Source organism: Cupriavidus sp. 01L415, from assembly GCF_056400065.1.
The window spans coordinates 1-20,789 of sequence record NZ_JBFTSP010000033.1 but is presented as its reverse complement, the minus strand read 5'-3'; the positions used below and the strand labels follow the sequence as shown (position 1 = coordinate 20,789).

Genomic DNA, 20,789 nt, shown 5'->3' with positions numbered 1-20,789 from the left:
TTACCCCAGGTGATTGACTTGGGCGGCGTTGCCGACGGCTTCGCGTACGGATTCCGAATGCGCGCCCAGCGCGGGTGGTGCGCTACGCACCGGCACCCCTTGGCCATCGATGCGGACGGGCGACGAGAACGTGCGCGTCTGCGTGCCGCCCGGCAGTTCGATATCGCGAATCCAGCCCATGTGATCGACCTGTGGATCTTCCAGCGCGCGGGCGTAGTCGTTGATGCGCGAGTGCGGCACGCCGGCTTCGCGAAACACGGCAATCCAGTGATCGACCGGCTGGCGAACAAAGACCTCCTCCAGCAGCGCCTTCAGTTCCACCTGATGGCGTGCGCGCAGCGTCGGCGACAGAAAGCGGGGGTCTTCGGCCAGCGGCGCCATCCCCACCGCGCCCAGCACGGCGCGCCAGAGGCTGTCGTTGCCGGCGGCAATGGCGAAGTAGCCGTCCGCGGCCCGATACGCCTGGTATGGCGCATTGCGCGGATGCGCGGAGCCGAGCTTGCCCGGGCTGCGGCCCGTGCCAAAGTACTCGCTGGTTTGCAGCGCGCCGATCGCCAGCGTGCAACCGAACATCGGCACATCGAGATGGACGCCGCGCCCACGCGCGCGGGCCTGCAGCAGCGCACTGGCAATCGAGAACGCCCCATAAAGTCCCGACGCGAAATCCGACACCGGCACGCCACACTTGACGGGGGCATCGGAGTCGCCCGTGACGCTCATCACGCCTGCGGCCGCCTGGATCGTCAGGTCAAAGCCGCCCTCCCCGGCGCGCGGTCCGGACTGGCCGTAAGCGGAGATCGAGCAATAGACCAGCGCCGGGCGTAGCGCGCGTAGCTGTTCGTACCCCAGGCCCAGCCGATCCATCACGCCGGGGCGGTTGTTCTCGATCACCACGTCCGACTGCGCACACAGCGCGAGGGCCACGTCGAGGTCTTCCGGGCGCTTGAGGTCCAGCACGACCGAACGCTTGTTCCGGTTCAGCGACGCGAAGTTCTCGCTGAATCCCGCCGTGATCGGCGGCCAGCTGCGCAGCGTATCGCCGCCGGGTGGTTCGATCTTGATCACGTCGGCGCCCATGTCGGCCAGCAGCATGGCGCAGAACGGGCCTGCAGCCACCGTGCAGAACTCCAGCACGCGGATGCCGGCGAGGGGCAAGTCTTCGGTTCGGATATCGGTCATTGTGGTGTCGTGTGTCGTCGACTGGATGCGTGACTGGGTGCGTGACTTCAGGACCGAGTCTAGGACCGTTCCTCATTTCGGCGGGGGTGTTCTAAACTGTGGAACAGTTGCCCGGGCCATCCCGGGCGTCAGATGCTCCGAGCCATGAACAACACGCTGATCAAAGGTCTCCACCTGCTCGACATCATGGCGCGCCATGGCAAGCCGGTTGGCGTGAGCGAGCTGGCAAACATGGCCGGCATGCCCAAGAGCGGCGCGCATCGGCTGCTGCAGGCGCTGGTGGACGAGCACTACGTGGTACGTGTACCGCCGGCGAGCTACACCGTATCGATCAAGCTGTGGGAACTGGGGTCGGCGGCGCTGTGGAGCTTCGACCTGCGCCGCCACGCGGATGCGCTGATGGAGGCGCTGATGCAGTCCACAGGGGAGTCGGTCCACCTGTCGGTGCTGGACGGGCGGGAAGTCGTCTACGTGCACAAGGTGGAATGCCCGAATCCGATTCGCGCCTACAGCCAGATTGGTGGCCGCGCGCAGGCGCACTGCGTGGCCACCGGCAAGGCCATGCTGGCCTTCAGGAATCTGCAATGGCTGGCCGAGATCGCCCAGGACCTCAGCGCCGCCACGGCCCGCACGATCACGGACCCCGAAGCGTTCCTGCATGAAATGCAACGTATCCGCCGCATGGGCCATGCGATCAACCGTGGCGAATGGCGCCCCGCCGTCAATGGCCTGGCGGCACCCATCTTCGACGGCACGGGCGCCGTCATCGCCGCACTCGGTATCTCGGGCCCGGACACCCGGCTGCGGCCGGCACGCCTTCGTGACCTGGCCGGCCCCGTCCGCGAAGCGGCCGAGCAACTTTCGACCGGCCTCGGCGAAATCGGCCCGCACGCATCGCTGCTACGCGTCACCAATCACTGGGGCGCGTTGCGGTAGGGGGAGATTGGGGGGGGCAGCATTTGCGGGTGCGAAGGCACGCATCAGGCAGGATTCGGTGAAGTAAACCGAGATCTCGCCCGTGCAAAGAACGGAGTTTTGTAGATTGATTGCGATAAGGCCGGATATCGCAAATCCGCCCTATCGAACCTCCGCCAGATCACTCGCGCATCCGCAACAGATCGGCGTAAGAGACCAGCTTGCGTTTCTCATTTGCAAGCGTCTTTCGCTTGGACGCCGAGCGGGTTGGTTGGCCGTGCTCGAACTTGGCGGCGGCGCGTGCGTCCTCCCGCGCGTGGGCCTGCGCGGCCTTGGCTTCCGCCTTCAGGCGTTCAGCTTCCAGCCGCGCAGCAGCGCGTTCCTCTCGGGCAACATCCTGCGCGACCGACATGATTTCGGCTCTTAGTAGATCGCGCCTTTGCCTGGCAGCGGCACGGGCAGCCTGCAGTTGCTCTTTCCTCTGGCGCAGCCAGTCTTTCCCGTTGACCGGCGCAGGCCTGGCCTCCGGCGGCACGCTCAGGCGCAAAGCCCTGCTGATTGACACTCTCTCGGTCCGCAGCGTGCGCCGCGTTTCCTGCTCCGCATCAGTCACGTTGCATCACTTTCCCAGAACTGCATAGGTGCGCCCCATGCATCACCCGTTGAAGTCCACGAATTCATCTCGCCAACCTTACCATGGGACTCCATCTCGGGCCTGGGTGAAGGCGGCCAGACACCGGCATACTGCGTTGACCGGTTGAATCTGCAGCCCATCATCGGCCTGTTTCTTTATGTTTCGACGCCATCCGCTCCTGCTGGTTGGGGGGCATCGGATCGTAGTGGCTGATCTGGATGCTGTAGTTGCCGTGTCCGCCAGCGATCGCGTTCAGACGCGATTGATAGTCGTTGAGTTCGGACAATGGGACCTTTCCAACAATGACCACGGCGTTGCCGGCGGCCGTGCGTGTGCCGTGAACCTGCCCGCGCTTGGCGGACAGGTCGCCGATGATGTCGCCCATTGACGCTTCCGGCGTCATCACCTCAATGTCCACGATAGGCTCAAGCAGGATGGGCTGGGCTTTCAGCACCGCATCGATGAAGGCCTTGCGCCCGGCGGAGACGAACGCCACTTCCTTGGAGTCGACTGGATGGCTCTTGCCGTCGAAGATGGTGACGCGTACGTCCTGCATCGGGAAGCCAGCCAGCGGTCCGCTGTCGATGACCTGCAGGATGCCCTTTTCCACGGCGGGCATGAACTGGCCCGGGATGGCGCCGCCCTTGACAGCATCGACGAACTCGAAACCTGTGCCTCGCGGCAATGGCTCGACGCGCAGCATCACTTCGCCGAATTGCCCGGCTCCCCCGGTTTGCTTCTTGTGGCGACAATGCCCCTCGGCCCGGGCGCCGATGGTTTCCCGATAGGCGATCGTCGGTGGCCGTGTCACGACCTCTAGCTTGTACTGCTCGGAGAGTCGCTCCAGCATGAGGCGCAGGTGCAACTCGCCCAGGCCCCGGACCACCGTCTCGTTGGTGCCAGGCGGGTGTTCGATGCGCAGGCACGGATCTTCCGCACTCAGCTTTTGCAGCGTCTCCCAGAGGCGCTGCTCGTTGCCTCGGCGCGCAGGCTCGATCGCCAAACCATAGATGGGCGTGGGGAAGTGGAGCGGAGTCAGGTGGATGTTGCCATCCTCGGGGGCGTCGTGCAGCACGGCATCGAAGCCGATCTCGTCGACCTTGGCCGTGGCGCAGATATCACCTGGCCCGGCTTGCGGGACGTCCACGTGCTCCTTGCCCTGCAGCATCATGAGATGAGCGACCCGGAATGGCTGGCGCCGGTCACCGATATAAAGCTGGCTATCGCGCTTGATAGTGCCCTGATGGATGCGAAACACGGCCATCTTGCCAATGTAAGGGTCCATGACAATCTTGAAGGCATGGGCCAATACATGCCCGTCCGCAACCGGCTCGGCGCGCACGACTTCCTTGCGGCCGCCAGCGTCCCGATAGAAGAGCGGCGGGTTGCCCTCCAAGGGAGTGGGCAGGAGCCGGACGAACACGTCGAGCAATTCCGCGATGCCGGTGCCATTGATCGCTGACGTGAAGCAGATCGGCACCAGATGACCTTCGCGCAGCGCCCGTTCGAAGGGCTCGTGCAACTGCTCCGGGTTGATGGCCTCGCCTTGCTCCAGGTAAAGCTCCATCAGGGCGGGGTCGATCTCGACCACTTGATCGACCAGCGCATTGTGCGCGGCCGCAACAGACAGGAAATCGGCATCGCCAACAGGGTTGAAAAAGCAATCCACCACCTCCCGGCCGCCTTGCGCCGGCAGATTGATGGGAAGGCATCCCTTGCCGAAGGTCGCCTGGATTTGCGTCAGGAGCCCCGGAAGGTCGACCTTTTCGCCATCAATACCGTTCACGATGATCATTCTGCAGAGCTTGCGTTCCTCCGCCCACGCCATCATGCGCCGGGTGGTCATTTCGATGCCGGTCTGTGAATTGATGACGATGGCGGCCGTCTCCACTGCCGGCAGGGCACTGATCGACAGCCCTGAAAAATCCGGATACCCGGGCGTATCCAGCAGATAGATGCGCGTGTCCTTATAGTGCAGATGGGCGACGGCAGAGTTCAGCGAGTGGTGGTATTTGCGCTCGAACGGGTCGAAATCGCAGACCGTGGTGCCGCGCTCCACGCTGCCGGGCGCGTGTATCGCGCCGCCCTGGTGCAGCAGCGCTTCGACAAGCGATGTCTTGCCGCATCCGGCATGCCCGACCAGGGCGACGGTGCGGATGGCGTCGGGACTGTACCGCATGGTCACCCTCGTCCAGTGGTGGATGTTGGGCCATTATTGGCGAAAACGGACCTGTGTGCCATACGGGGTGATCGTCCCATTCGTCGTTACGCCTCCCCCTGCGTTGGACGACGCACTGAACTCTCGGCAGGTTGGGTCGACGCACGCGTCCGGCAGGGAGCGGTCGATAGTGTTGAAAAACTCACTGGCAGCCGGCCGGACAGCTGCTCCGCTCGCTGGCACCACGCCCGCTGGCAGGGTCTTCGTGCGTGCCTTTCATCACACCAGCACGTCAGGGTAAATACTGACTCCATCGGACTTGGCCTGCATACGCTGTTCGCCCTACTATTTATCAACCGATCATTGATCAATTGATAATTTGAAGGAGGCAGCGATGGTAATCACCAAGCTCGCACACTATTCGATCCGCACGACGGATCTCGAACGGTCGTGCGCATTCTACGAACGCATTCTGGGTTTCCGGCAGGGATACCGCCCGCCTTTCGACTTCCCGGGGGCGTGGCTCTATATGGGCGACGACGAGAGGGACTTCGGCACCGTGCACGTCATTGGCATCGATCCGAATAATCCTGCGGGCCTTACTGCTTATCTGGGCGACAAGGCGCTGCCACAGACCGGAACGGGCACGGTCGACCATATCGCCTTCCTGGCGACGGGCGTCACCGAGATGTGGGAAACGCTGCGTGCCGAAGGCATTGCCTGGCGCGATCGCACTGTACCCAGTCTGGGCTTGCACCAGGTGTTCATCGAAGATCCGTCCGGCGTCACCATCGAACTCAACTACCCTGCTGAAGAAGTGGCAGGCCTGACGCTGCCACAACGCTCACAAGCCAAGTCGGGAGCCATGGCATGAGTCCCGCGCAACCCTCTGCACGCAAGGCAATCATCATCGGCGGCTCCGTCGGCGGGCTGTTTGCCGCGAACCTCCTCTCTCGCAACGGCTGGGAGGTCGAGATCTTCGAGCGCACGCCTGAAGCACTCACCGGGCGAGGCGCCGGCATTGTCACGCATCCGGAACTGTTCGAGGCGCTCGCCGCCGCGGGCGTGACCGTGGACGACAGCATCGGTGTCTCCGTCAATACCCGGGTCACGCTGGCTCGCGACGGCAGTGCTGATTCCGATCGCGAACTGCCGCAGACCCTGACCGCCTGGGGAAAAATGTACGAGGTGCTGGGCAACGCATTTCCTGGCGGCTATCGCACCGGCGCTCACGTGACAGCAGTTGCTTCGCACGGCGACCATGCCGAGATCACGCTTCAGGATGGCTCGACACACTGTGCTGACATGGTGATTGCTGCCGACGGTTTCCGATCCGCCGTGCGGGAACAGTTGCTACCGTCAGCACAGCTCGAGTACGCGGGCTATATCGCCTGGCGCGGCCTGGTCGATGAAGCCGACCTCACGTCAGCCACGCACGCCGCGATTTTCGACAAGTTCGCGTTCTGCCTGCCACCGCGCGAGCAGATTCTCGGCTACCCGGTCGCGGGCGACCGCAACAGCACGGCGCCCGGCCATCGGCGCTTCAATTTCGTCTGGTATCGCGCGACGGGCGAGCGCGAACTCGCCAACCTGCTGACCGATGCGAATGGTAAATGCTGGTCCACTGGCATTCCTCCGGGGTTGATCCGCCCTGGCGTCATTGCCGACATGGAGAGTGCGGCTGCCGACCTGTTGGCGCCTCAATTCGCTGAAGTCGTGGCCCGTACGGCCCAGCCCTTGTTTCAACCGATCTACGACCTGACCGTGTCGCGTATGGCGTTTGGCCGGATTGCGCTGCTTGGCGACGCCGCCTTTGTGGCACGACCGCATTGCGGCATGGGCGTAACCAAAGCCGCCGGTGACGCCATGGCACTCGTGCGAGCGCTTTCGGCATCCCCCGCCATCGAAGCCGGGCTGGAAACCTACAGCGCCGAGCGTGTGCAGGTTGGCCAGGCCATTGTCGAGCATGCCCGCCATCTGGGTGCCTATATGCAGGCGCAGCTGAAAAGCGACGAAGACCGCGCGATGGCCGAGCGCTATCGCACACCGGAAGCTGTCATGCGGGAAACCGCCGTGTCGCGCCGGTTCTGAAATTCCCGGATCAGAACACTAGGAGACAACCCATGCCTCAAGCCGCCCCCCAACCTGTACCGGACGCCGTGTCATACGGCGCTCATATCGATGTCGAAGGTATCGATGCACCGTTGGCACCGCACCCTATGCTTTGCCGCTCCGACTTCGAGCAACTGCACCGTACGCGCCGGCGGTTCTCGTGGTCGCTGACTGCCGCCATGCTGCTGGTCTACTTCGGGTTCATCCTGACGCTGGCCTTCCGTCCTGACCTGCTCGCCCTGCGACTTGTGGCAGACCAGCCTATGAGCGTTGGCATTCCAATCGGCTTCGGCATGTTCGCGTTCACCTTCGCGCTCGTGGCCGTCTATGTGTATCGCACCAACACCGTCTACGACCGGATGATCGCGGACATCCGCAACGGAGAACCATCATGAGCCGCATCCTGGCAGCTATCGCCGTGCTTGCGGCAACTTCTCCCGCCATGGCCGCCACGCCTCCCGTGGGCCAGGGATTGAATGGCATCGCGATTGCGATGTTCGTGGTCTTCGTGATCGCTACCCTGGCCATCACGCGGTGGGCGGCACGTCGCAACAACAGCGTGGCCGATCACTACGCCGCCGGCGGCAAGATCACGGCCATGCAAAACGGCTGGGCCATCGCGGGCGACTATATGTCCGCGGCATCCTTGCTGGGCATCTCGGCGCTGGTGTTTACGAGCGGCTATGACGGCCTGATCTACTCGATCGGCTTCCTGGCAAGCTGGCCCATCATCCTGTTCCTGATTGCCGAGCCGTTGCGCAACCTTGGACGCTACACGCTGGCCGATGTGCTGTCGTACCGGCTGCGGCAGCGGCCGATCCGTGCCTTCTCCGCGTCGAGTTCCATCGTCATCGTGCTGCTGTACCTGGTCTCGCAGATGGTCGGCGCCGGCAAGCTCGTGGAACTGCTTTTCGGGTTCAACTACACCTCGGCCGTGGTGCTCGTGGGCGTGCTGATGGTGGTGTACGTGTTCTTTGGCGGCATGCTGGCCACGACGTGGATCCAGATCATCAAGGCCGTCATGCTGCTGGCGGGCTGTGCGTTCATGGCGTTCATGGTACTGAGCCGCTTCGGTTTCAGCCTGAACAGCCTGTTCGAGCACGCCATCGCGGCACACGGCAAGCAGGAAGCGATCATGCGTCCGGGCGGCCTCGTGTCCGACCCGGTCTCGGCGGTCTCGCTCGGGCTCGCGCTGATCTTCGGCACGGCCGGGCTGCCGCACATCCTGATGCGCTTCTTCACGGTCAGCAACGTCAAGGCCGCGCGCAAGAGCGTGCTGTACGCAACGGGCATCGTAGGCATTGGATACGCCCTCATTATTGTGATCGGCTTCGGCACGATTGCGCTGGTGGCAAAGGATCCCCTGTACCACAACAGCGCGGGCGCCGTCATTGGCGGGGTCAACATGGTGGCTGTGCATCTTGCCCATGCGGTGGGCGGGAATATCTTCCTGGGTTTTATCTGTGCAGTGGCTTTCTCGACGATCCTGGCCGTGGTGGCGGGACTGACGCTGGCGGGTTCGTCCGCCATCTCCCATGACCTCTATGCCACGGTCATCCGCAAGGGCAAGGCATCGGACATGGACGAGATGCGCGTGTCACGCGTGACTACACTGGTTCTCGGCGTGCTGTCGATCCTGCTCGGCATCCTGTTCGAGAAGCAAACCATTGCCTTCATCGTGAGCCTCACGTTCTCGATCGCAGCGAGCTCCAACTTCCCCGTGCTCCTGTTGTCGATCTACTGGCGCGGCCTGACCACTCGCGGCGCAGTGATCGGCGGCACGATGGGGCTGGTCACGGCCGTGGTGCTGACAATCCTGAGTCCGACGGTCTGGGTGCAAGTGTTGGGCCATGCCACCGCGATCTACCCATACGAGTATCCGGCCCTGTTCTCGATGCTTGTGGCGTTTGCGGGAATCTATGTCTTCTCGGTAACCGACCGATCGGCCCGCGGCGCCTGGGAGCGCGTTGCCTATCAGAACCAGCGCGTTGACTGTGAGCTTGGTATCGCCGGAAAGACTGGTGGCTAACCGAACCTATTGATATCGCGCGGGCAGGCGGCACGCCACAGTGGCATGCCGTCTGTTCTCATTTATCGATCGATTGGTAGAATACGGGCAGCCTCCGAACAGCAACGGCGAGAGAGAATCATGGACCCACGCGCAGCCGCAACGCCCGACGAACCTCCCACCCTTCCATCCCGGCGGTTGCTGCCCGAGGAGCGGGAGCAGCAAATTGTCGAGAAGGCCATCGAACACTTCACCCGCAACGGGTTCGGCGGCAGCACGCGCGAATTGGCGCGACAGATTGGCGTCACGCAGCCGCTGCTCTATCGCTATTTCGCAAGCAAGGAGGCGCTGATCGAACGCGTCTACAACGAGGTCTTTCAATGGCGCCCGGACTGGGACCGGCAGATCATCGACCGCTCGCTCCCCTTGCCGGAGCGACTCCATGCCTTCTACCTCGACTATTCATCGGTCATTCTCAGAGAGGAATGGATCAGACTCTTCATCTTTTCCGGCCTGGCGCACGAAGGCATCAATAACAAGTACCTCAGCAAGCTGCGCACCAGGGTGTTCCTGCCAGTGCTGGCGGAGGTGCGAGAAGCCTACGGGATTGCCGCACCACGCAGTGCCGCTGAGACAGATGCCGAGATCGAGATGATCTGGAGTCTTCACGCCGCGATTTTCTACATCGGCGTGCGCAAGTGGGTCTACGGACTCAAGGTCCCGACTGACCTGGATGCGGTCATTCGCCAGAAGGTAGACATGTTCCTGAATGGCGCACCAGCCGCCATGAAAAAGATACGTGACAACGGAAACACCGTTGGCCACGTCGCTCAAGGCAGCAACAGCCGGAAAGCTCGAAACCAATAAGCCACGGCCGTCTCCCCTCTACCTGCCCAATCAGCGCGGCTCGCGCCCGCATTGGGGCGTTCCTGAAGTTCCTGTCCGGACTGCCGTACCCGACGCATCGCTCGTAGTGCGGTGTGGCGCCCGCTTTGTCCTCCACGCAACGCTGTGTTGCGGCGCCGTCCTATTCCCCGCGGCGCGGCGCGTCCTTAAGCTGACTCACTTCATCTGAAAGGACGCATCATGCAGACCCGACTTTTCGCGGGCATCAAGGTAGGCCCGTTCACGTTGCGCAATCGCATCGCCATGGCCCCGCTCACCCGCTCACGTGCCGGCCAGCCGGGGAACGTACCCACTGCGATGAATGTTGAGTACTATCGCCAGCGCGCCTCCGCCGGCCTCATCATCTCCGAGGCCGCGCAGATCTCGCAGCAGGGCCAAGGCTATGCCTGGACGCCGGGGATCCACTCCGCGGAGCAGATCGAAGGCTGGCGTCATGTAGCCGATGCCGTGCATGGCGCGGGTGGCACGATGTTCCTGCAGTTGTGGCATGTGGGCCGTGTTTCGCATCCGGTGTTCCAGCCCGCCGGCGCGCTGCCCGTCGCGCCGAGCGCCGTGCCCGTGCCGGGCAAGACGTTTATTGTCGATGACGAGGGCAGGGGCGTGTGGAGCGAGATCCCCGTGCCGCAGGCACTGAGCGTCAACGGCATCGCGGCGATCATCGCCGACTACCGCCAGGCCGCGCGCAACGCCATCGCCGCCGGCATGGACGGCGTGGAGATCCATGCCGGCAATGGCTACCTGCTCGACCAATTCATCGACTCGCAAAGCAACCATCGTGACGATGACTATGGCGGCACCGTTGCCAAACGTGCCCGGCTGCTGCTGGAAGTCGTAGCGGCAGTCACTGACGAGATCGGCGCGGAGCGCGTTGGAGTGCGGTTGACGCCGATGGGCCGCTTCATGGGCATGGGAGATGCCACGCCGGAAGCGACGTTCACCTATATCGCGCAACGGCTCAACGACTGGCCGCTGGCCTATCTGCATCTGGTCGAACCGGCGATGGTCGGCACTGTCAAGGACGAGGCGGCCGATCCGCGCTGGGACGCGATGATCCGCGTCATGCGGGAGAGCTACCACGGCGTACTGATGCTGGCCGGTGGCTACGAAGGCGCTACGGCCGAACAGGCCTTGGCCGATGGCCGCGCCGACATCATTGCATTCGGCCGTCCTTTCATCGCCAACCCGGACCTGCCGGCCCGGCTCAAGGCGTCGCTGCCGCTCCACAGGCCCGACCCGGCGACGTTCTTCGGCGGCGACGCGGCGGGCTATATCGACTACCCCGCGCTGACGGCGTAGCCACCGCATCCTCCCGAGCCCTGTCGATATTCAATTTTTTTGATGAATAGTTTCAGGATTCGAATAGGTAGCGCGGAAGACGCACCCGTATAGTTCGTTCCCATCAACAGCGGCACAACGAGGACGACTCGATAGCCACCTGTTGAATAACATCAAACAAACTGAATCAGCGTACCGGAGAAAATCATGTCGAATGCCAAACTGCAAGTCCTGACCCCGCGTAACAGCCAACTGATCTTCATCGACCACCAGCCCCAGATGGCCTTCGGTGTCCAGTCGATGGACCGCCAGACCATGAAGAACAACGTTGTCGGGCTGGCCAAGGCGGCCAAGATCTTCGACGTGCCGACCACCATCACCACCGTCGAGTCCGACTCGTTTTCCGGCTATACCTACCCCGAACTGCTTGACGTCTTCCCCGGCAAGGAAACGCTCGAGCGCACTTCGATGAATTCCTGGGACGACCAGAAGGTGCGCGACGCGCTGGCTGCCAACGGCCGCAAGAAGATCGTCGTGGCCGGCCTGTGGACCGAAGTCTGCAACACCACGTTTGCCCTGAGCGCGATGCTCGAAGGCGACTACGAGATCTACATGGTGGCGGATGCCTCGGGTGGCACTACCAAGGAAGCGCACGACTACGCGATGCAGCGCATGATTCAGGCCGGCGTGGTGCCGGTGACCTGGCAGCAGGTGCTGCTCGAATGGCAGCGGGACTGGAAGAATCGCGAAACGTATGACGCGGTGACGGCGCTGGCCAAGGAACACTCGGGCGGCTACGGCATGGGCATCGACTACGCCTACACGATGGTGCACAAGGCTGCGCAACGTACGACAACCACGCACGAATCGATCGCACCCGTGCACGCACCGGTCATCGAGCGCTAAAGCCCCTCGAGCGAGAGCCGCCATGCGCGGCTTTCGCCGAACAAGTCAGACGTCGATGCCTGCAGGTCTCTGCGGCGGCTTGAAAGCGGACTGCGAGGAAGTCTCGAATGGGTGATGGAGATGCGCCTAGGTGACGGCGGGCGAAGGCGGACTCATGCACTGCCAAGATAACGCTTGAACCATTGCGCGGCCAGTCGCGCGACCGACTCCAGCGCGCCGGGCTCCTCGAACAAGTGCGTAGCGCCGGGCACAATCGCCAATTCCTTCGCGCATGCAAGCATCGCAAACGCGAACTCGTTGCGTTCGATGACGCTGGTGTCCAAGCCGCCAACAATCAGCAAGGTCGGCGCAGGCAACTTCGCCAGGGCATCGGGGCCGGCCAGATCGACCCTGCCACCGCGCGAGACAATCGCGCCGATGCGGATGGGAGACAGGCTTGCGGCGCGGATCGACGCGGCAGCGCCAATGCTGGCGCCAAAGTAGCCCAATGGCAGCGGTGTGGCCAACTGGCGCGTTAACCACTCTGTTGCCTGCAAGAGCCGTCCGGCCAGCAGGCCGACGTCGAATCGGATGGCCTGCACGCTGTCCTCCTCGGGCGTGAGCAGGTCCATCAGCAACGTTCCTATGCCGCATCGATTGAGCTCGGCGGCCACGAATTTGTTGCGCGGGCTGTGTCGGGAACTGCCGCTGCCATGCGCGAACAATACAAAGGCGCTTGCGCCTGGCGGCAGCGCGAGTATGCCGTGCAGGCCCAGGCTGCCGGCCGGCAGCACAACTTCCCTTGTGTCGGAGCGAATTCCCACGCCAGTTTCTCCGTTTGATCAGCTCCTCCGTCTGATCGCACTCCCCCCGTGTTCACCCTTCCCTGCCACTCCACTATCGAGCGGCAGTCGAACCAGTGGATCGCACCGACTCACCCTATGTCTTTGGCGTGTCCAGCGTTACCTTGGCCGGAGCGATTGCGCCGACATCGCTCCACGACTTTGTGTCGTAGCGGAACTCAGCGACCGCGCAAGTCGGCATTTCCAGGTTGCCGTCCGATAACCCGCTTGCGAGTTCGCTCATCCCGGGATTGTGGCCAAACAGCATGGCACTGCCCAGTTTGTTGTCGAGTGTGCGGACCACCGCTAGCAGGCTCTCGGCGCTGCTGGCATACAACCTTTCGTCGACGGCTATGTCCTGCGTTGCGTAGCCGATTTCACCGGCGACCAGTTGCGCGGTCTTCAGTGCACGTAGCGCCGGGCTGGAGAGGATCACGTCGGGCTTCACGTTACGGCCGGCCAGGCGCTTGCCCATTTCCGGCGCCTGGCGCCAGCCGCGCTCGTTCAAGGGACGATCGTGGTCCGACAACCCGGGGTCGTCGCGGCTCGATTTGGCGTGCCGGAATAGATACAGTGTTTTCATGGCGAGTGGTGGGTGGACCGCAAACATTCCGGTCGTGAGGCAGGGTCATGTCACGATGACAACGGCTTCAATTCAGCCCTGCCAGGATCCACTCTAGGTCAGCTTGCTGACACTGGGGGTGCATCAGAGTTCGGAAGAAGTCGCTCGTTTGCGACGGCCGTCACCACCAGTTCGCCCCTCATTCCAACCGATGCGCTGCCAACTCCAGCGTTTCCGTGACTTGCGCGGTGCCGGCCTCGAACCGTACGATGCGGCCGATGTCGGGGGCATACCAGGCGACTGCCTTGTACTGTTGGGTGAAGCGGGCCCCCGATATCGGTTGCAGCCTGTAGCCGCGATACGCGATGCGGATAGCGCGGTACGTTCCGCCCAGTACCGTGATATCCGACTCGCCCGTGGCGATACCCTCAAGGTCAGTCTGGGCACCACTGCCGTGCTGTCGATACGAATACTTCCAGCGGGCACCAACCTTGACACCGGCAGGTACCCATCCCGATGGCGGTGATGCCACATCGAATTCGCCGGCGCTTGGCGTATTGATACGCTCGAGCGTACCGTCAGCACGTTCGATCCGAGCGCCCTGGTTGAAGATCACGCGCTCATTCTCGATACGATCGACCCGGTAGGTGACATCCGTGCGCTTGCGGGTGAGATTGTCGGTCAGAACGTACTGCCAGACTTCTCCGACGCGTGGCGAGTCACCGCTGGCCCTGGCATCTGAAGCGGTTGTCCCGGCTGCCACCGCGGCGGTGTTGTTTGCAGCGGGACGGTAGCTTGCCAAAGCTGCCGCACCGCGTGCACTGATGTCTCGTACCCATACGGCCGGCACGGCGCGTTGCCGCCCGTTCGCCGAGGTATAGTCACTGACGAGGATGCCGACAAGGCGGCCGCCGTCGTCGAACATGGCGCCGCCGTTGGCGCCCGCTTCGGGCGTGCCGGACAGTTCGATTGCCGACAGCCTGCCGTCGTCTCCTGCCTGCAGGCCAACGACCGTGGACTCGCGCACGGCAATCGCCTGACCCAACAGCGCTGCGATCACCATCTTCTGCCCCAGCACCGGCACGGCCGGGGTTGCCGACAGCGCAACGCCGTTTCCAGGCAGATTCGGTACGTTGACCAAGCACAGGTTGCGCTCGGTGTCCGGCGCCGCCAGCGCGGCTTCGTAGGTCACTTTGTCGCGTACCACCGCAATCGATCGCGCGCCGGCCAGCAGGCTGCACGCCGTGACTACCTGATTCGGACCTACCGCCACGCCAGATCCGGTGCGTGCCTGCGCTGCCTGTGCGCCTTGGGCGCGCACCGCGTACACGTTTGCAGTGTAATGCCCAAGCCCGACTGCTCCGGCGGGCATGGCTGAAGCGACAAGGAAGCTGAACAGTAGGGATCGGCAGGAAAGGAGCATGGTCTGAAAAAACGAGAGTGATCAGGCGGACGTCCGGGCACGCCGACGTCCCACATCATGAAATTGCTGCAGGGCTTCAGCGCGATGGCAACAGGTAATGGACGCGCAGCCACCCGCCAGGCTGACGCTGGCGGCGACCAGACACACAGATACCCGCATGTTTCCCTGAGAACTTACTGTGAGTTGTTATTGGTTTGGCATACCCAGCGTGTCGCGGGTGGCAAGTAATGTAGCAAGAGCGCCAACCCCGCCATCCCCCCGCTAACGAGGGGTGGCGATCGGTGGCTTGCCGCAGCCGGGTCGCGGCATTGGTAACCGCCTGACACACCGGCAACGCCGCGTAACAATGCGCATACACAACGGTGCCTGGCAGTGCGGAGAATGGTGGCCCTCCACCGCGTTCGACGTCGAGACCTGACAATGCGCCGCCCCCTTCTCCTCCGGCTTGCCATCGCCGCGGCAGTGGCAACGCCAAGCTTCGTGCTTGCGCAGCAGTCGTCTGTCGGCACCGCCAACACTGACGACAATGACCAGGCGATGCGCAACATTCAAAGCAATTTTGCGCACATCACACCCCCTCCACGCACGATCGAAACGATTAATCAGGAGCTCAAACAGAGCCGGGCATCCGCGTTCGCCGCCGGGACTGCCCAGCGTGGCGGAGGCAGAAACGGACGAAGGTCGCAGAACCGGTCCGAGCCGACCAATGGCCAGGATCCGGCGCCAGGAACGGCATCCGTGCCAGACAATGCTGCAGCGCAGGCAACGCAACCTGCATCAATAAGTGGGGAATGACGATCGGTGCTGCGACGGTCGGCGCACGGCGACCATCATTCTCAATTGCCCGCGAGAACAGGTCGGAACCAACCACAAGCGGCCGATCGGGCGATAATCGCGACGGTTCCGCTCTCCGTCAACAACATGAAAATCGAGTTCCGGCAAGCGCCGTTGCAGTTGGATTGGGCCGAAATTCGCAGCGATGCTGCGGTCGCGTGGCACTCGGCGGAAGTGGAGATCGGCGGCTGGATGATTCCACTCGATCCGGGCTCGAACGCAGCCGACTATTTCGTGCTCGCCGCGTCGGAGCCTTGCTGTGGCAGTTGCCCCCCGTGCGATCCACTAACCAGCCTGGAAGTCTTCGCAAGCGGCAACGTCGCGCTGCACGCGGGGCCGCTTCGTCTGCGTGGCCGGCTTCTGCGCCTGCAGGATGATCCGGCCGACTGGCGATATCGACTGGAGGGAGCGGAGCTCGCGCAGGAACCCGGCACTATCACGACGTCGACCCTCGAACCGACGTGCGTTTCTTGCCTTGGGGGCTGCGCTAGGCCTCGCTGCATGCGCACCCGGACGTTCCGCCGGCCACGCCGAGCCGCGCGAAGGCGAGTCGGCGCCGTGGCGCGCGTCCGCAGGTGTCGTGACAATTGACATGCACAGCCATGCCGGGTCGCGTGACGATGTCGCGCGACCCGGCGATTGGCGCGCATCGTCCGTTCACGCCCTTGAGCGCACCAATGGTCGCAGGTGGCATGAACGTGATTTGCCTTGCGATCGTGACGGATACCCTCGTCACGCGTGTCTCCGCCGATCGCAGGCGCTTCGAGGCGTGGCGCAAGCCGGAGCCGGGCGAGCTCTATCGGCTTAGGACGCATTCGAGCGCGCGAAGGCGCTCGCCGAGCATGAAAGGATCAGCGTCGTCACGCATGCGGGCGCGCTTGCGTCAGCCGAGGCAGCCGGGCCTCGCGCGATCATTTCGGCGGAAGGTGCGGATTTTCTCGAAGGCAGACTTGAGCGTGCCGACGAAGCCTTTACGCTGCATCAGCTGCGACACCTGCAGTTGACCCACTATCGCGTCAACGAACTCGGCGACATCCAGACGGAAGCCCCGGTTCACGGCGGCCTGACTGATTTCGGCGCCGATGTGGTGCGCCGCTGCAATGCGCTGGGTATCGTGGTCGACGTGGCGCACGGCACCTTCGATCTCGTGAGGCGTGCGGCCGTCGTGACGACGAAGCCGCTGGTCCTGTCGCATACCGCGCTGGCTACGCGTGCGACTGGGCGAGGCCGATTGATCTCAGCCGATCATGCGCGCGCGGTAGCGGAAACGGGCGGCGTGATTGGCGTGTGGCCTAGCTCCAGTTCGTTCCACAACCTGCAGGACATGGCACATGGCTTCAGGCGCATGGCCGACGTCGTAGGCGTCGACCACTAGGGCTTGGCACGGACATGCTCGGCTTCATTTCCCCACCTGTGTTCACCAGCTACGCGCAGTTGCCATCCCTCGGCAGCGCCTTGCTCGCTGCCGGGTTCTCGCAATCTGAAACCGAGCTGATCCTGGGTGGCAACTATCGACGCATCTTCGCGGCTTCGGTAGCGAACTAGGACGCGTGGGGATGCCGCGAAGGCAGGCATTGGTGTCCGGTACATTGACCGTAGTATCGAGACAGCTCGGAAAGAACTTGCCGTAAAAACAAGAGCTTACGCTCGACACAATCTATCTCTACTAATATGCATGTCCGGACGCCGGCGTCCGTTGATTACCTGTTAGGCGTCTACACGGAGGCAAACGATGGCACGAGTTCGCGTTAACGGCTTCACCATTTCGCTCGACGGATACGGAGCAGGCCTGAATCAAGACATCAACAATCCGCTCGGCGTTGGCGGGACGGAACTGCACCAGTGGCTACTCCCGACACGCACGTTCCAGCGGACCTTGTTCGGCAAGGACGGCGGTACGACCGGGGTTGACGATGATTTCGCCGCCCGTGGCTTTCAGAATGTTGGGGCCTGGATTCTTGGAAGGAACATGTTCGGACCCATTCGTGGGGACTGGCCGGACACAAACTGGAAAGGCTGGTGGGGAGACAATCCACCGTATCACGCTTCAGTCTTCATCTTGACCCATCATGCTCGTCCCCCCATCGAGATGGAAGGCGACACGACGTTCCACTTCATAACAGAAGGCATTCGCGAGGCGCTCGACCGTGCACGCGAGGCCGCTGCCGGCATGGACGTGCGGATCGGCGGTGGGCCGGACACCATCCGGCAGTATCTTCGTGAGGGCCTCATCGATGAACTGCACATTGCTATCGCCCCGGTCCTGCTCGGCCGGGGCGAATCGCTGTTCGAAGGGGTTGACTTGCGGGCTCTGGGATACGAATGCGTTGAATCCGTAGCGTCGGAGAAGGCCACGCATGTCGTCCTACGGCGCCAAGGGCACACGGACGCCTGACCACTCGTTGAACACTCGTTGAAGGCGATCGGCTTCCGGCCATGACGCGTCGTTCGCCTGCATCGTCATTTGGACATTCGGACGTCTAATCCGCGCCCTTCTTCCCGGCATCGGGGAAACACTGAGGCCCAGCCGAGCAGGCCAACATCATCAGATGTCGAACCAACGTCGAGCCGAATTCGTGCCCTTGGAGCGGAGGGAACCTTTATGAGAAGATTGTGCGCCACAAGTGCCGCGAAAAGATGTCCGGGTGCCGTGTTGCGCCCGGTGCTTCTCATCCTTGCCAAAACCAACCATAGGCAAGGTTATTCATTGGCGTCTTGTGCGATGTCGTTAGCAGGATTCGCTTACGCAGCATTCATCAGGAGACTCCATGAATCCGAAGTCAGGATTGCGGTGGTTCACCGCGATTGCATCCATTTGTCTGACGACGAGCTTCGCGCCGTCGTCGTACGCAGCTTCCGTGGCGCCGGTCGCCGCCGAGAACGGCATGGTCGTCACCGCGCAGCACCTGGCTACCAGGGTTGGAGTCGATGTACTCAAGCGCGGTGGCAACGCTGTCGACGCCGCCGTGGCGGTGGGTTACGCGCTGGCCGTGGTGTATCCGGCCGCGGGCAACCTGGGTGGTGGTGGATTCATGACCATCCAGCTGGCCGACGGCCGCAAGACATTCCTTGACTTCCGGGAGGTAGCGCCAAAGGGTGCCACCGCGAACATGTACCTGGACAAGGACGGCAACGTGATCAAGGGCGCCTCCACCAAGGGACATCTGGCCGTGGGCGTGCCCGGCACCGTGTCCGGCATGGAGTACGCTCGCCGGAAGTATGGAACGATGAAGCGCACGGACCTGATTGCCCCTGCCATCAAGTTCGCCGAGAACGGCTTCACGCTCCAGCAGGGAGACGTGGATATGCTGCTCACCGCAACCAAGGACTTCCAGGAAGACCCTGCCTCCGGCGCAATCTTCCTGAACAAGGGGCAACCGTTCCAGGTGGGCCAGAAGCTGGTTCAACGCGACCTGGCCAAGACGCTGCGCGCGATCAGCAACGGCGGCACCGAAGGCTTCTACCAGGGCTGGGTGGGGAAAGCGATCGTCGCCTCCAGCCAGGCTGGGAAGGGCCTGATCACGCAGGCAGATCTTGATGCCTACAAGACGCGCGAACTGGCGCCGGTCGAGTGCGACTACCGTGGCTATCACGTCGTCTCGGCACCGCCGCCGAGCTCGGGCGGCGTGGTCATCTGCGAGATGCTGAACATTCTGGAAGGCTACCCGCTCAAGGACCTCGGCTACCACTCCGCGCAGGCCGTGCACTACCAGATCGAAGCCATGCGCCACGCCTATGTGGATCGCAACAGCTACCTGGGCGATCCGGATTTCGTGAAAAACCCGCTGGACCGCCTCCTGGACAAGAACTACGCCGCCAGGATTCGCGCGGCGATCGACCCGAAGAAGGCAGGCGTTTCGAAGGACATCAAGCCCGGCGTGGAGCCGCATGAAGGCAGCAACACCACGCATTACTCGATTGCCGACAAGGATGGCAACGCCGTTTCCGTCACGTACACGCTCAACGACTGGTTTGGCGCGAAAGTCACTGCGGCAACGACAGGCGTGGTCCTGAACGATGAGATGGACGACTTCACTGCCAAGGTTGGCGTGCCGAACCTGTATGGCCTTGTCCAGGGCGAGGCCAACTCCATTGCCCCAGGCAAGCGCCCGCTGTCCTCGATGAGTCCGACCATCGTGACCAAGGACGGCAAGCCGGTGATGGTGGTGGGCACGCCAGGCGGCAGTCGTATCATCACGGCTGTACTGCTGACCATGATCAATGCCATCGACTACGACATGAACGTGCAGGAAGCCGTCGACATGCCGCGCTTCCATCAGCAATGGCTGCCGGATCTGACCAATGTGGAGGACTACGCATTGTCCCCAGATACGCGCAAGATCCTGGAGGACATGGGGCATCGCTTCGGCCCCCCACAGCCTGCCAACCACCTAGCGACGATCATCGTCGGCGCACCTGCTCTCGGTGGCAAGCCGGTCGGCAACAACCGCTTCTATGGCGCCAACGACCCGCGCCGCAACACCGGGCTGGCGGCCGGTTATTGATTCGGCATTGCACGTTGGTTGCCTGCTTTCGCGGGTAAGAAAGATGCAAATGGCGCGAGACCAGTCGGCTCGCGCCGTTTGCTTTTCAGCGCCACTCATCGATGGAATCTGGGAATGCCCCCCGAAATGAAGCGCACTTTGCCATGCGATTGCGATAATGCATCGGCGGGCAACCGAAATTTATGTCAAATACGGCGTGTAGGTCGGAATCGCGTTTCGAACACTCCGATCCTCGATCAAATAGACAGGCAAGCGAAGTTACTCCGCCGGCGCCCTGCCGCCATCGCCAAATGTTAACGGACGCGAAGCAGACAAGCTCTGATCCTACGTATCCAAGAACGGTGAACGTTTGACGCGCAAATAGCATTGTTGCCAGGCCTGCTCGTCGGAGCTCTGTCCCACGCTAGTGTCCTGTCCCGCAAATAACTGGCATTAGTCTTGCATCCCGTTTCGGCATTTTGGGAACGGAGATATCGCGATGATTACGGGCAGACCGAAGGCCGAATTGGTGTTGAGCGAAGATGAACGCGCGCAGTTGCAGGCGTTCGCGC

At 62.8% G+C, this 20,789-nt stretch carries 20 protein-coding genes; 14 read left to right on the top strand and 6 right to left on the bottom strand.

What is annotated here, in order from left to right:
* A complete protein-coding gene (locus AC1DOX_RS27115; protein WP_477112650.1) occupies window positions 1-1,179 on the bottom strand; it encodes a CaiB/BaiF CoA transferase family protein in 1,179 nt (392 codons plus the stop codon).
* A gap of 144 nt (window positions 1,180-1,323) precedes the next feature.
* Between AC1DOX_RS27115 and AC1DOX_RS27110 the strand changes: the two genes are divergently transcribed.
* A complete protein-coding gene (locus tag AC1DOX_RS27110) occupies window positions 1,324-2,115 on the top strand; it encodes an IclR family transcriptional regulator (RefSeq protein ID WP_441623208.1) in 792 nt (263 codons plus the stop codon).
* Between the two features lie 160 nt (window positions 2,116-2,275).
* Here the strand turns inward: AC1DOX_RS27110 and AC1DOX_RS27105 are convergent, their stop codons facing one another.
* On the bottom strand, window positions 2,276-2,707 hold the full coding sequence (locus AC1DOX_RS27105; RefSeq protein WP_441623206.1) for a hypothetical protein: 432 nt from the start codon (window positions 2,705-2,707) through the stop codon (window positions 2,276-2,278).
* Window positions 2,708-2,867: 160 nt separating this feature from the next.
* Window positions 2,868-4,907 (bottom strand): elongation factor G, encoded by a 2,040-nt coding sequence (gene fusA / locus AC1DOX_RS27100; protein WP_441623204.1) that lies wholly within the window; start codon window positions 4,905-4,907, stop codon window positions 2,868-2,870.
* Between the two features lie 373 nt (window positions 4,908-5,280).
* Between fusA and AC1DOX_RS27095 the strand changes: the two genes are divergently transcribed.
* The 7 genes from AC1DOX_RS27095 to AC1DOX_RS27065 all read left to right on the top strand — a co-directional run bounded on the left by AC1DOX_RS27095 (window position 5,281) and on the right by AC1DOX_RS27065 (window position 12,093).
* A complete protein-coding gene (locus AC1DOX_RS27095) occupies window positions 5,281-5,760 on the top strand; it encodes a VOC family protein (protein ID WP_441623202.1) in 480 nt (159 codons plus the stop codon).
* Window positions 5,757-6,977, top strand: coding sequence for an FAD binding domain-containing protein (locus AC1DOX_RS27090; protein ID WP_441623200.1), 1,221 nt, complete (start codon window positions 5,757-5,759; stop codon window positions 6,975-6,977). The genes AC1DOX_RS27095 and AC1DOX_RS27090 overlap by 4 nt, the downstream gene beginning before the upstream one ends.
* 32 nt (window positions 6,978-7,009) lie before the next feature.
* Window positions 7,010-7,393 carry a DUF485 domain-containing protein gene (locus AC1DOX_RS27085; RefSeq protein ID WP_441623198.1) on the top strand — a complete coding sequence of 128 codons (384 nt, stop codon included), beginning with the start codon at window positions 7,010-7,012 and terminating at the stop codon, window positions 7,391-7,393.
* Window positions 7,390-9,027: a cation acetate symporter gene (locus AC1DOX_RS27080; RefSeq protein ID WP_441623196.1), complete on the top strand. Its 1,638-nt coding sequence runs from the start codon at window positions 7,390-7,392 to the stop codon at window positions 9,025-9,027. Before AC1DOX_RS27085 ends, AC1DOX_RS27080 begins: the two co-directional genes overlap by 4 nt.
* Window positions 9,028-9,147: 120 nt before the next feature.
* The gene (locus AC1DOX_RS27075) at window positions 9,148-9,873 is read left to right on the top strand and encodes a TetR/AcrR family transcriptional regulator (RefSeq protein WP_441623194.1); all 726 of its coding nucleotides are present in this window, start codon (window positions 9,148-9,150) and stop codon (window positions 9,871-9,873) included.
* 219 nt (window positions 9,874-10,092) lie between these two features.
* Window positions 10,093-11,208 carry an alkene reductase gene (locus AC1DOX_RS27070; RefSeq protein ID WP_441623192.1) on the top strand — a complete coding sequence of 372 codons (1,116 nt, stop codon included), beginning with the start codon at window positions 10,093-10,095 and terminating at the stop codon, window positions 11,206-11,208.
* A 186-nt stretch (window positions 11,209-11,394) separates the two neighbouring features.
* A complete protein-coding gene (locus AC1DOX_RS27065; RefSeq protein ID WP_441623190.1) occupies window positions 11,395-12,093 on the top strand; it encodes a hydrolase in 699 nt (232 codons plus the stop codon).
* Between the two features lie 152 nt (window positions 12,094-12,245).
* Here the strand turns inward: AC1DOX_RS27065 and AC1DOX_RS27060 are convergent, their stop codons facing one another.
* The 3 genes from AC1DOX_RS27060 to AC1DOX_RS27050 all read right to left on the bottom strand — a co-directional run bounded on the left by AC1DOX_RS27060 (window position 12,246) and on the right by AC1DOX_RS27050 (window position 14,848).
* Window positions 12,246-12,866: a dienelactone hydrolase family protein gene (locus AC1DOX_RS27060; protein ID WP_441623188.1), complete on the bottom strand. Its 621-nt coding sequence runs from the start codon at window positions 12,864-12,866 to the stop codon at window positions 12,246-12,248.
* Window positions 12,867-13,011: 145 nt separating this feature from the next.
* Window positions 13,012-13,497, bottom strand: coding sequence for a SixA phosphatase family protein (locus AC1DOX_RS27055; RefSeq protein ID WP_441623253.1), 486 nt, complete (start codon window positions 13,495-13,497; stop codon window positions 13,012-13,014).
* Window positions 13,498-13,675: 178 nt separating this feature from the next.
* Window positions 13,676-14,848 (bottom strand): S1 family peptidase, encoded by a 1,173-nt coding sequence (locus tag AC1DOX_RS27050; protein WP_477101598.1) that lies wholly within the window; start codon window positions 14,846-14,848, stop codon window positions 13,676-13,678.
* 471 nt (window positions 14,849-15,319) lie between these two features.
* Here AC1DOX_RS27050 and AC1DOX_RS27045 point away from each other — a divergent pair, with 471 nt between their 5' ends.
* The 6 genes from AC1DOX_RS27045 to ggt all read left to right on the top strand — a co-directional run bounded on the left by AC1DOX_RS27045 (window position 15,320) and on the right by ggt (window position 20,238).
* The gene (locus tag AC1DOX_RS27045; RefSeq protein WP_441623184.1) at window positions 15,320-15,694 is read left to right on the top strand and encodes a hypothetical protein; all 375 of its coding nucleotides are present in this window, start codon (window positions 15,320-15,322) and stop codon (window positions 15,692-15,694) included.
* Window positions 15,695-15,820: 126 nt separating this feature from the next.
* Window positions 15,821-16,324, top strand: coding sequence for a hypothetical protein (locus AC1DOX_RS27040; protein ID WP_441623182.1), 504 nt, complete (start codon window positions 15,821-15,823; stop codon window positions 16,322-16,324).
* A 259-nt stretch (window positions 16,325-16,583) separates the two neighbouring features.
* Window positions 16,584-17,108 carry a membrane dipeptidase gene (locus tag AC1DOX_RS27035; RefSeq protein WP_441623251.1) on the top strand — a complete coding sequence of 175 codons (525 nt, stop codon included), beginning with the start codon at window positions 16,584-16,586 and terminating at the stop codon, window positions 17,106-17,108.
* 14 nt (window positions 17,109-17,122) lie between these two features.
* Window positions 17,123-17,278, top strand: a complete 156-nt coding sequence (locus AC1DOX_RS27030; protein ID WP_441623180.1) for a hypothetical protein — start codon at window positions 17,123-17,125, stop codon at window positions 17,276-17,278.
* Between the two features lie 187 nt (window positions 17,279-17,465).
* On the top strand, window positions 17,466-18,128 hold the full coding sequence (locus AC1DOX_RS27025; protein WP_441623178.1) for a dihydrofolate reductase family protein: 663 nt from the start codon (window positions 17,466-17,468) through the stop codon (window positions 18,126-18,128).
* Window positions 18,129-18,501: 373 nt separating this feature from the next.
* A complete protein-coding gene (gene ggt, locus AC1DOX_RS27020) occupies window positions 18,502-20,238 on the top strand; it encodes a gamma-glutamyltransferase (protein ID WP_441623176.1) in 1,737 nt (578 codons plus the stop codon).
* Window positions 20,239-20,789 lie beyond the last annotated feature (551 nt).

Excerpts from the sequence above, each read along its gene's own strand:
- AC1DOX_RS27115 (WP_477112650.1), bottom strand. The coding sequence starts at position 1,179 with ATGACCGATATCCGAACCGAAGACTTGCCCCTCGCCGGCATCCGCGTG.
- AC1DOX_RS27110 (WP_441623208.1), top strand. The coding sequence starts at position 1,324 with ATGAACAACACGCTGATCAAAGGTCTCCACCTGCTCGACATCATGGCG.
- fusA (WP_441623204.1), bottom strand. The coding sequence starts at position 4,907 with ATGCGGTACAGTCCCGACGCCATCCGCACCGTCGCCCTGGTCGGGCAT.
- AC1DOX_RS27095 (WP_441623202.1), top strand. The coding sequence starts at position 5,281 with ATGGTAATCACCAAGCTCGCACACTATTCGATCCGCACGACGGATCTC.
- AC1DOX_RS27090 (WP_441623200.1), top strand. The coding sequence starts at position 5,757 with ATGAGTCCCGCGCAACCCTCTGCACGCAAGGCAATCATCATCGGCGGC.
- AC1DOX_RS27085 (WP_441623198.1), top strand. The coding sequence starts at position 7,010 with ATGCCTCAAGCCGCCCCCCAACCTGTACCGGACGCCGTGTCATACGGC.
- AC1DOX_RS27080 (WP_441623196.1), top strand. The coding sequence starts at position 7,390 with ATGAGCCGCATCCTGGCAGCTATCGCCGTGCTTGCGGCAACTTCTCCC.
- AC1DOX_RS27075 (WP_441623194.1), top strand. The coding sequence starts at position 9,148 with ATGGACCCACGCGCAGCCGCAACGCCCGACGAACCTCCCACCCTTCCA.
- AC1DOX_RS27070 (WP_441623192.1), top strand. The coding sequence starts at position 10,093 with ATGCAGACCCGACTTTTCGCGGGCATCAAGGTAGGCCCGTTCACGTTG.
- AC1DOX_RS27065 (WP_441623190.1), top strand. The coding sequence starts at position 11,395 with ATGTCGAATGCCAAACTGCAAGTCCTGACCCCGCGTAACAGCCAACTG.
- AC1DOX_RS27055 (WP_441623253.1), bottom strand. The coding sequence starts at position 13,497 with ATGAAAACACTGTATCTATTCCGGCACGCCAAATCGAGCCGCGACGAC.
- AC1DOX_RS27050 (WP_477101598.1), bottom strand. The coding sequence starts at position 14,848 with ATGCCCGCCGGAGCAGTCGGGCTTGGGCATTACACTGCAAACGTGTAC.
- AC1DOX_RS27045 (WP_441623184.1), top strand. The coding sequence starts at position 15,320 with ATGCGCCGCCCCCTTCTCCTCCGGCTTGCCATCGCCGCGGCAGTGGCA.
- AC1DOX_RS27040 (WP_441623182.1), top strand. The coding sequence starts at position 15,821 with ATGAAAATCGAGTTCCGGCAAGCGCCGTTGCAGTTGGATTGGGCCGAA.
- AC1DOX_RS27030 (WP_441623180.1), top strand. The coding sequence starts at position 17,123 with ATGCTCGGCTTCATTTCCCCACCTGTGTTCACCAGCTACGCGCAGTTG.
- AC1DOX_RS27025 (WP_441623178.1), top strand. The coding sequence starts at position 17,466 with ATGGCACGAGTTCGCGTTAACGGCTTCACCATTTCGCTCGACGGATAC.
- ggt (WP_441623176.1), top strand. The coding sequence starts at position 18,502 with ATGAATCCGAAGTCAGGATTGCGGTGGTTCACCGCGATTGCATCCATT.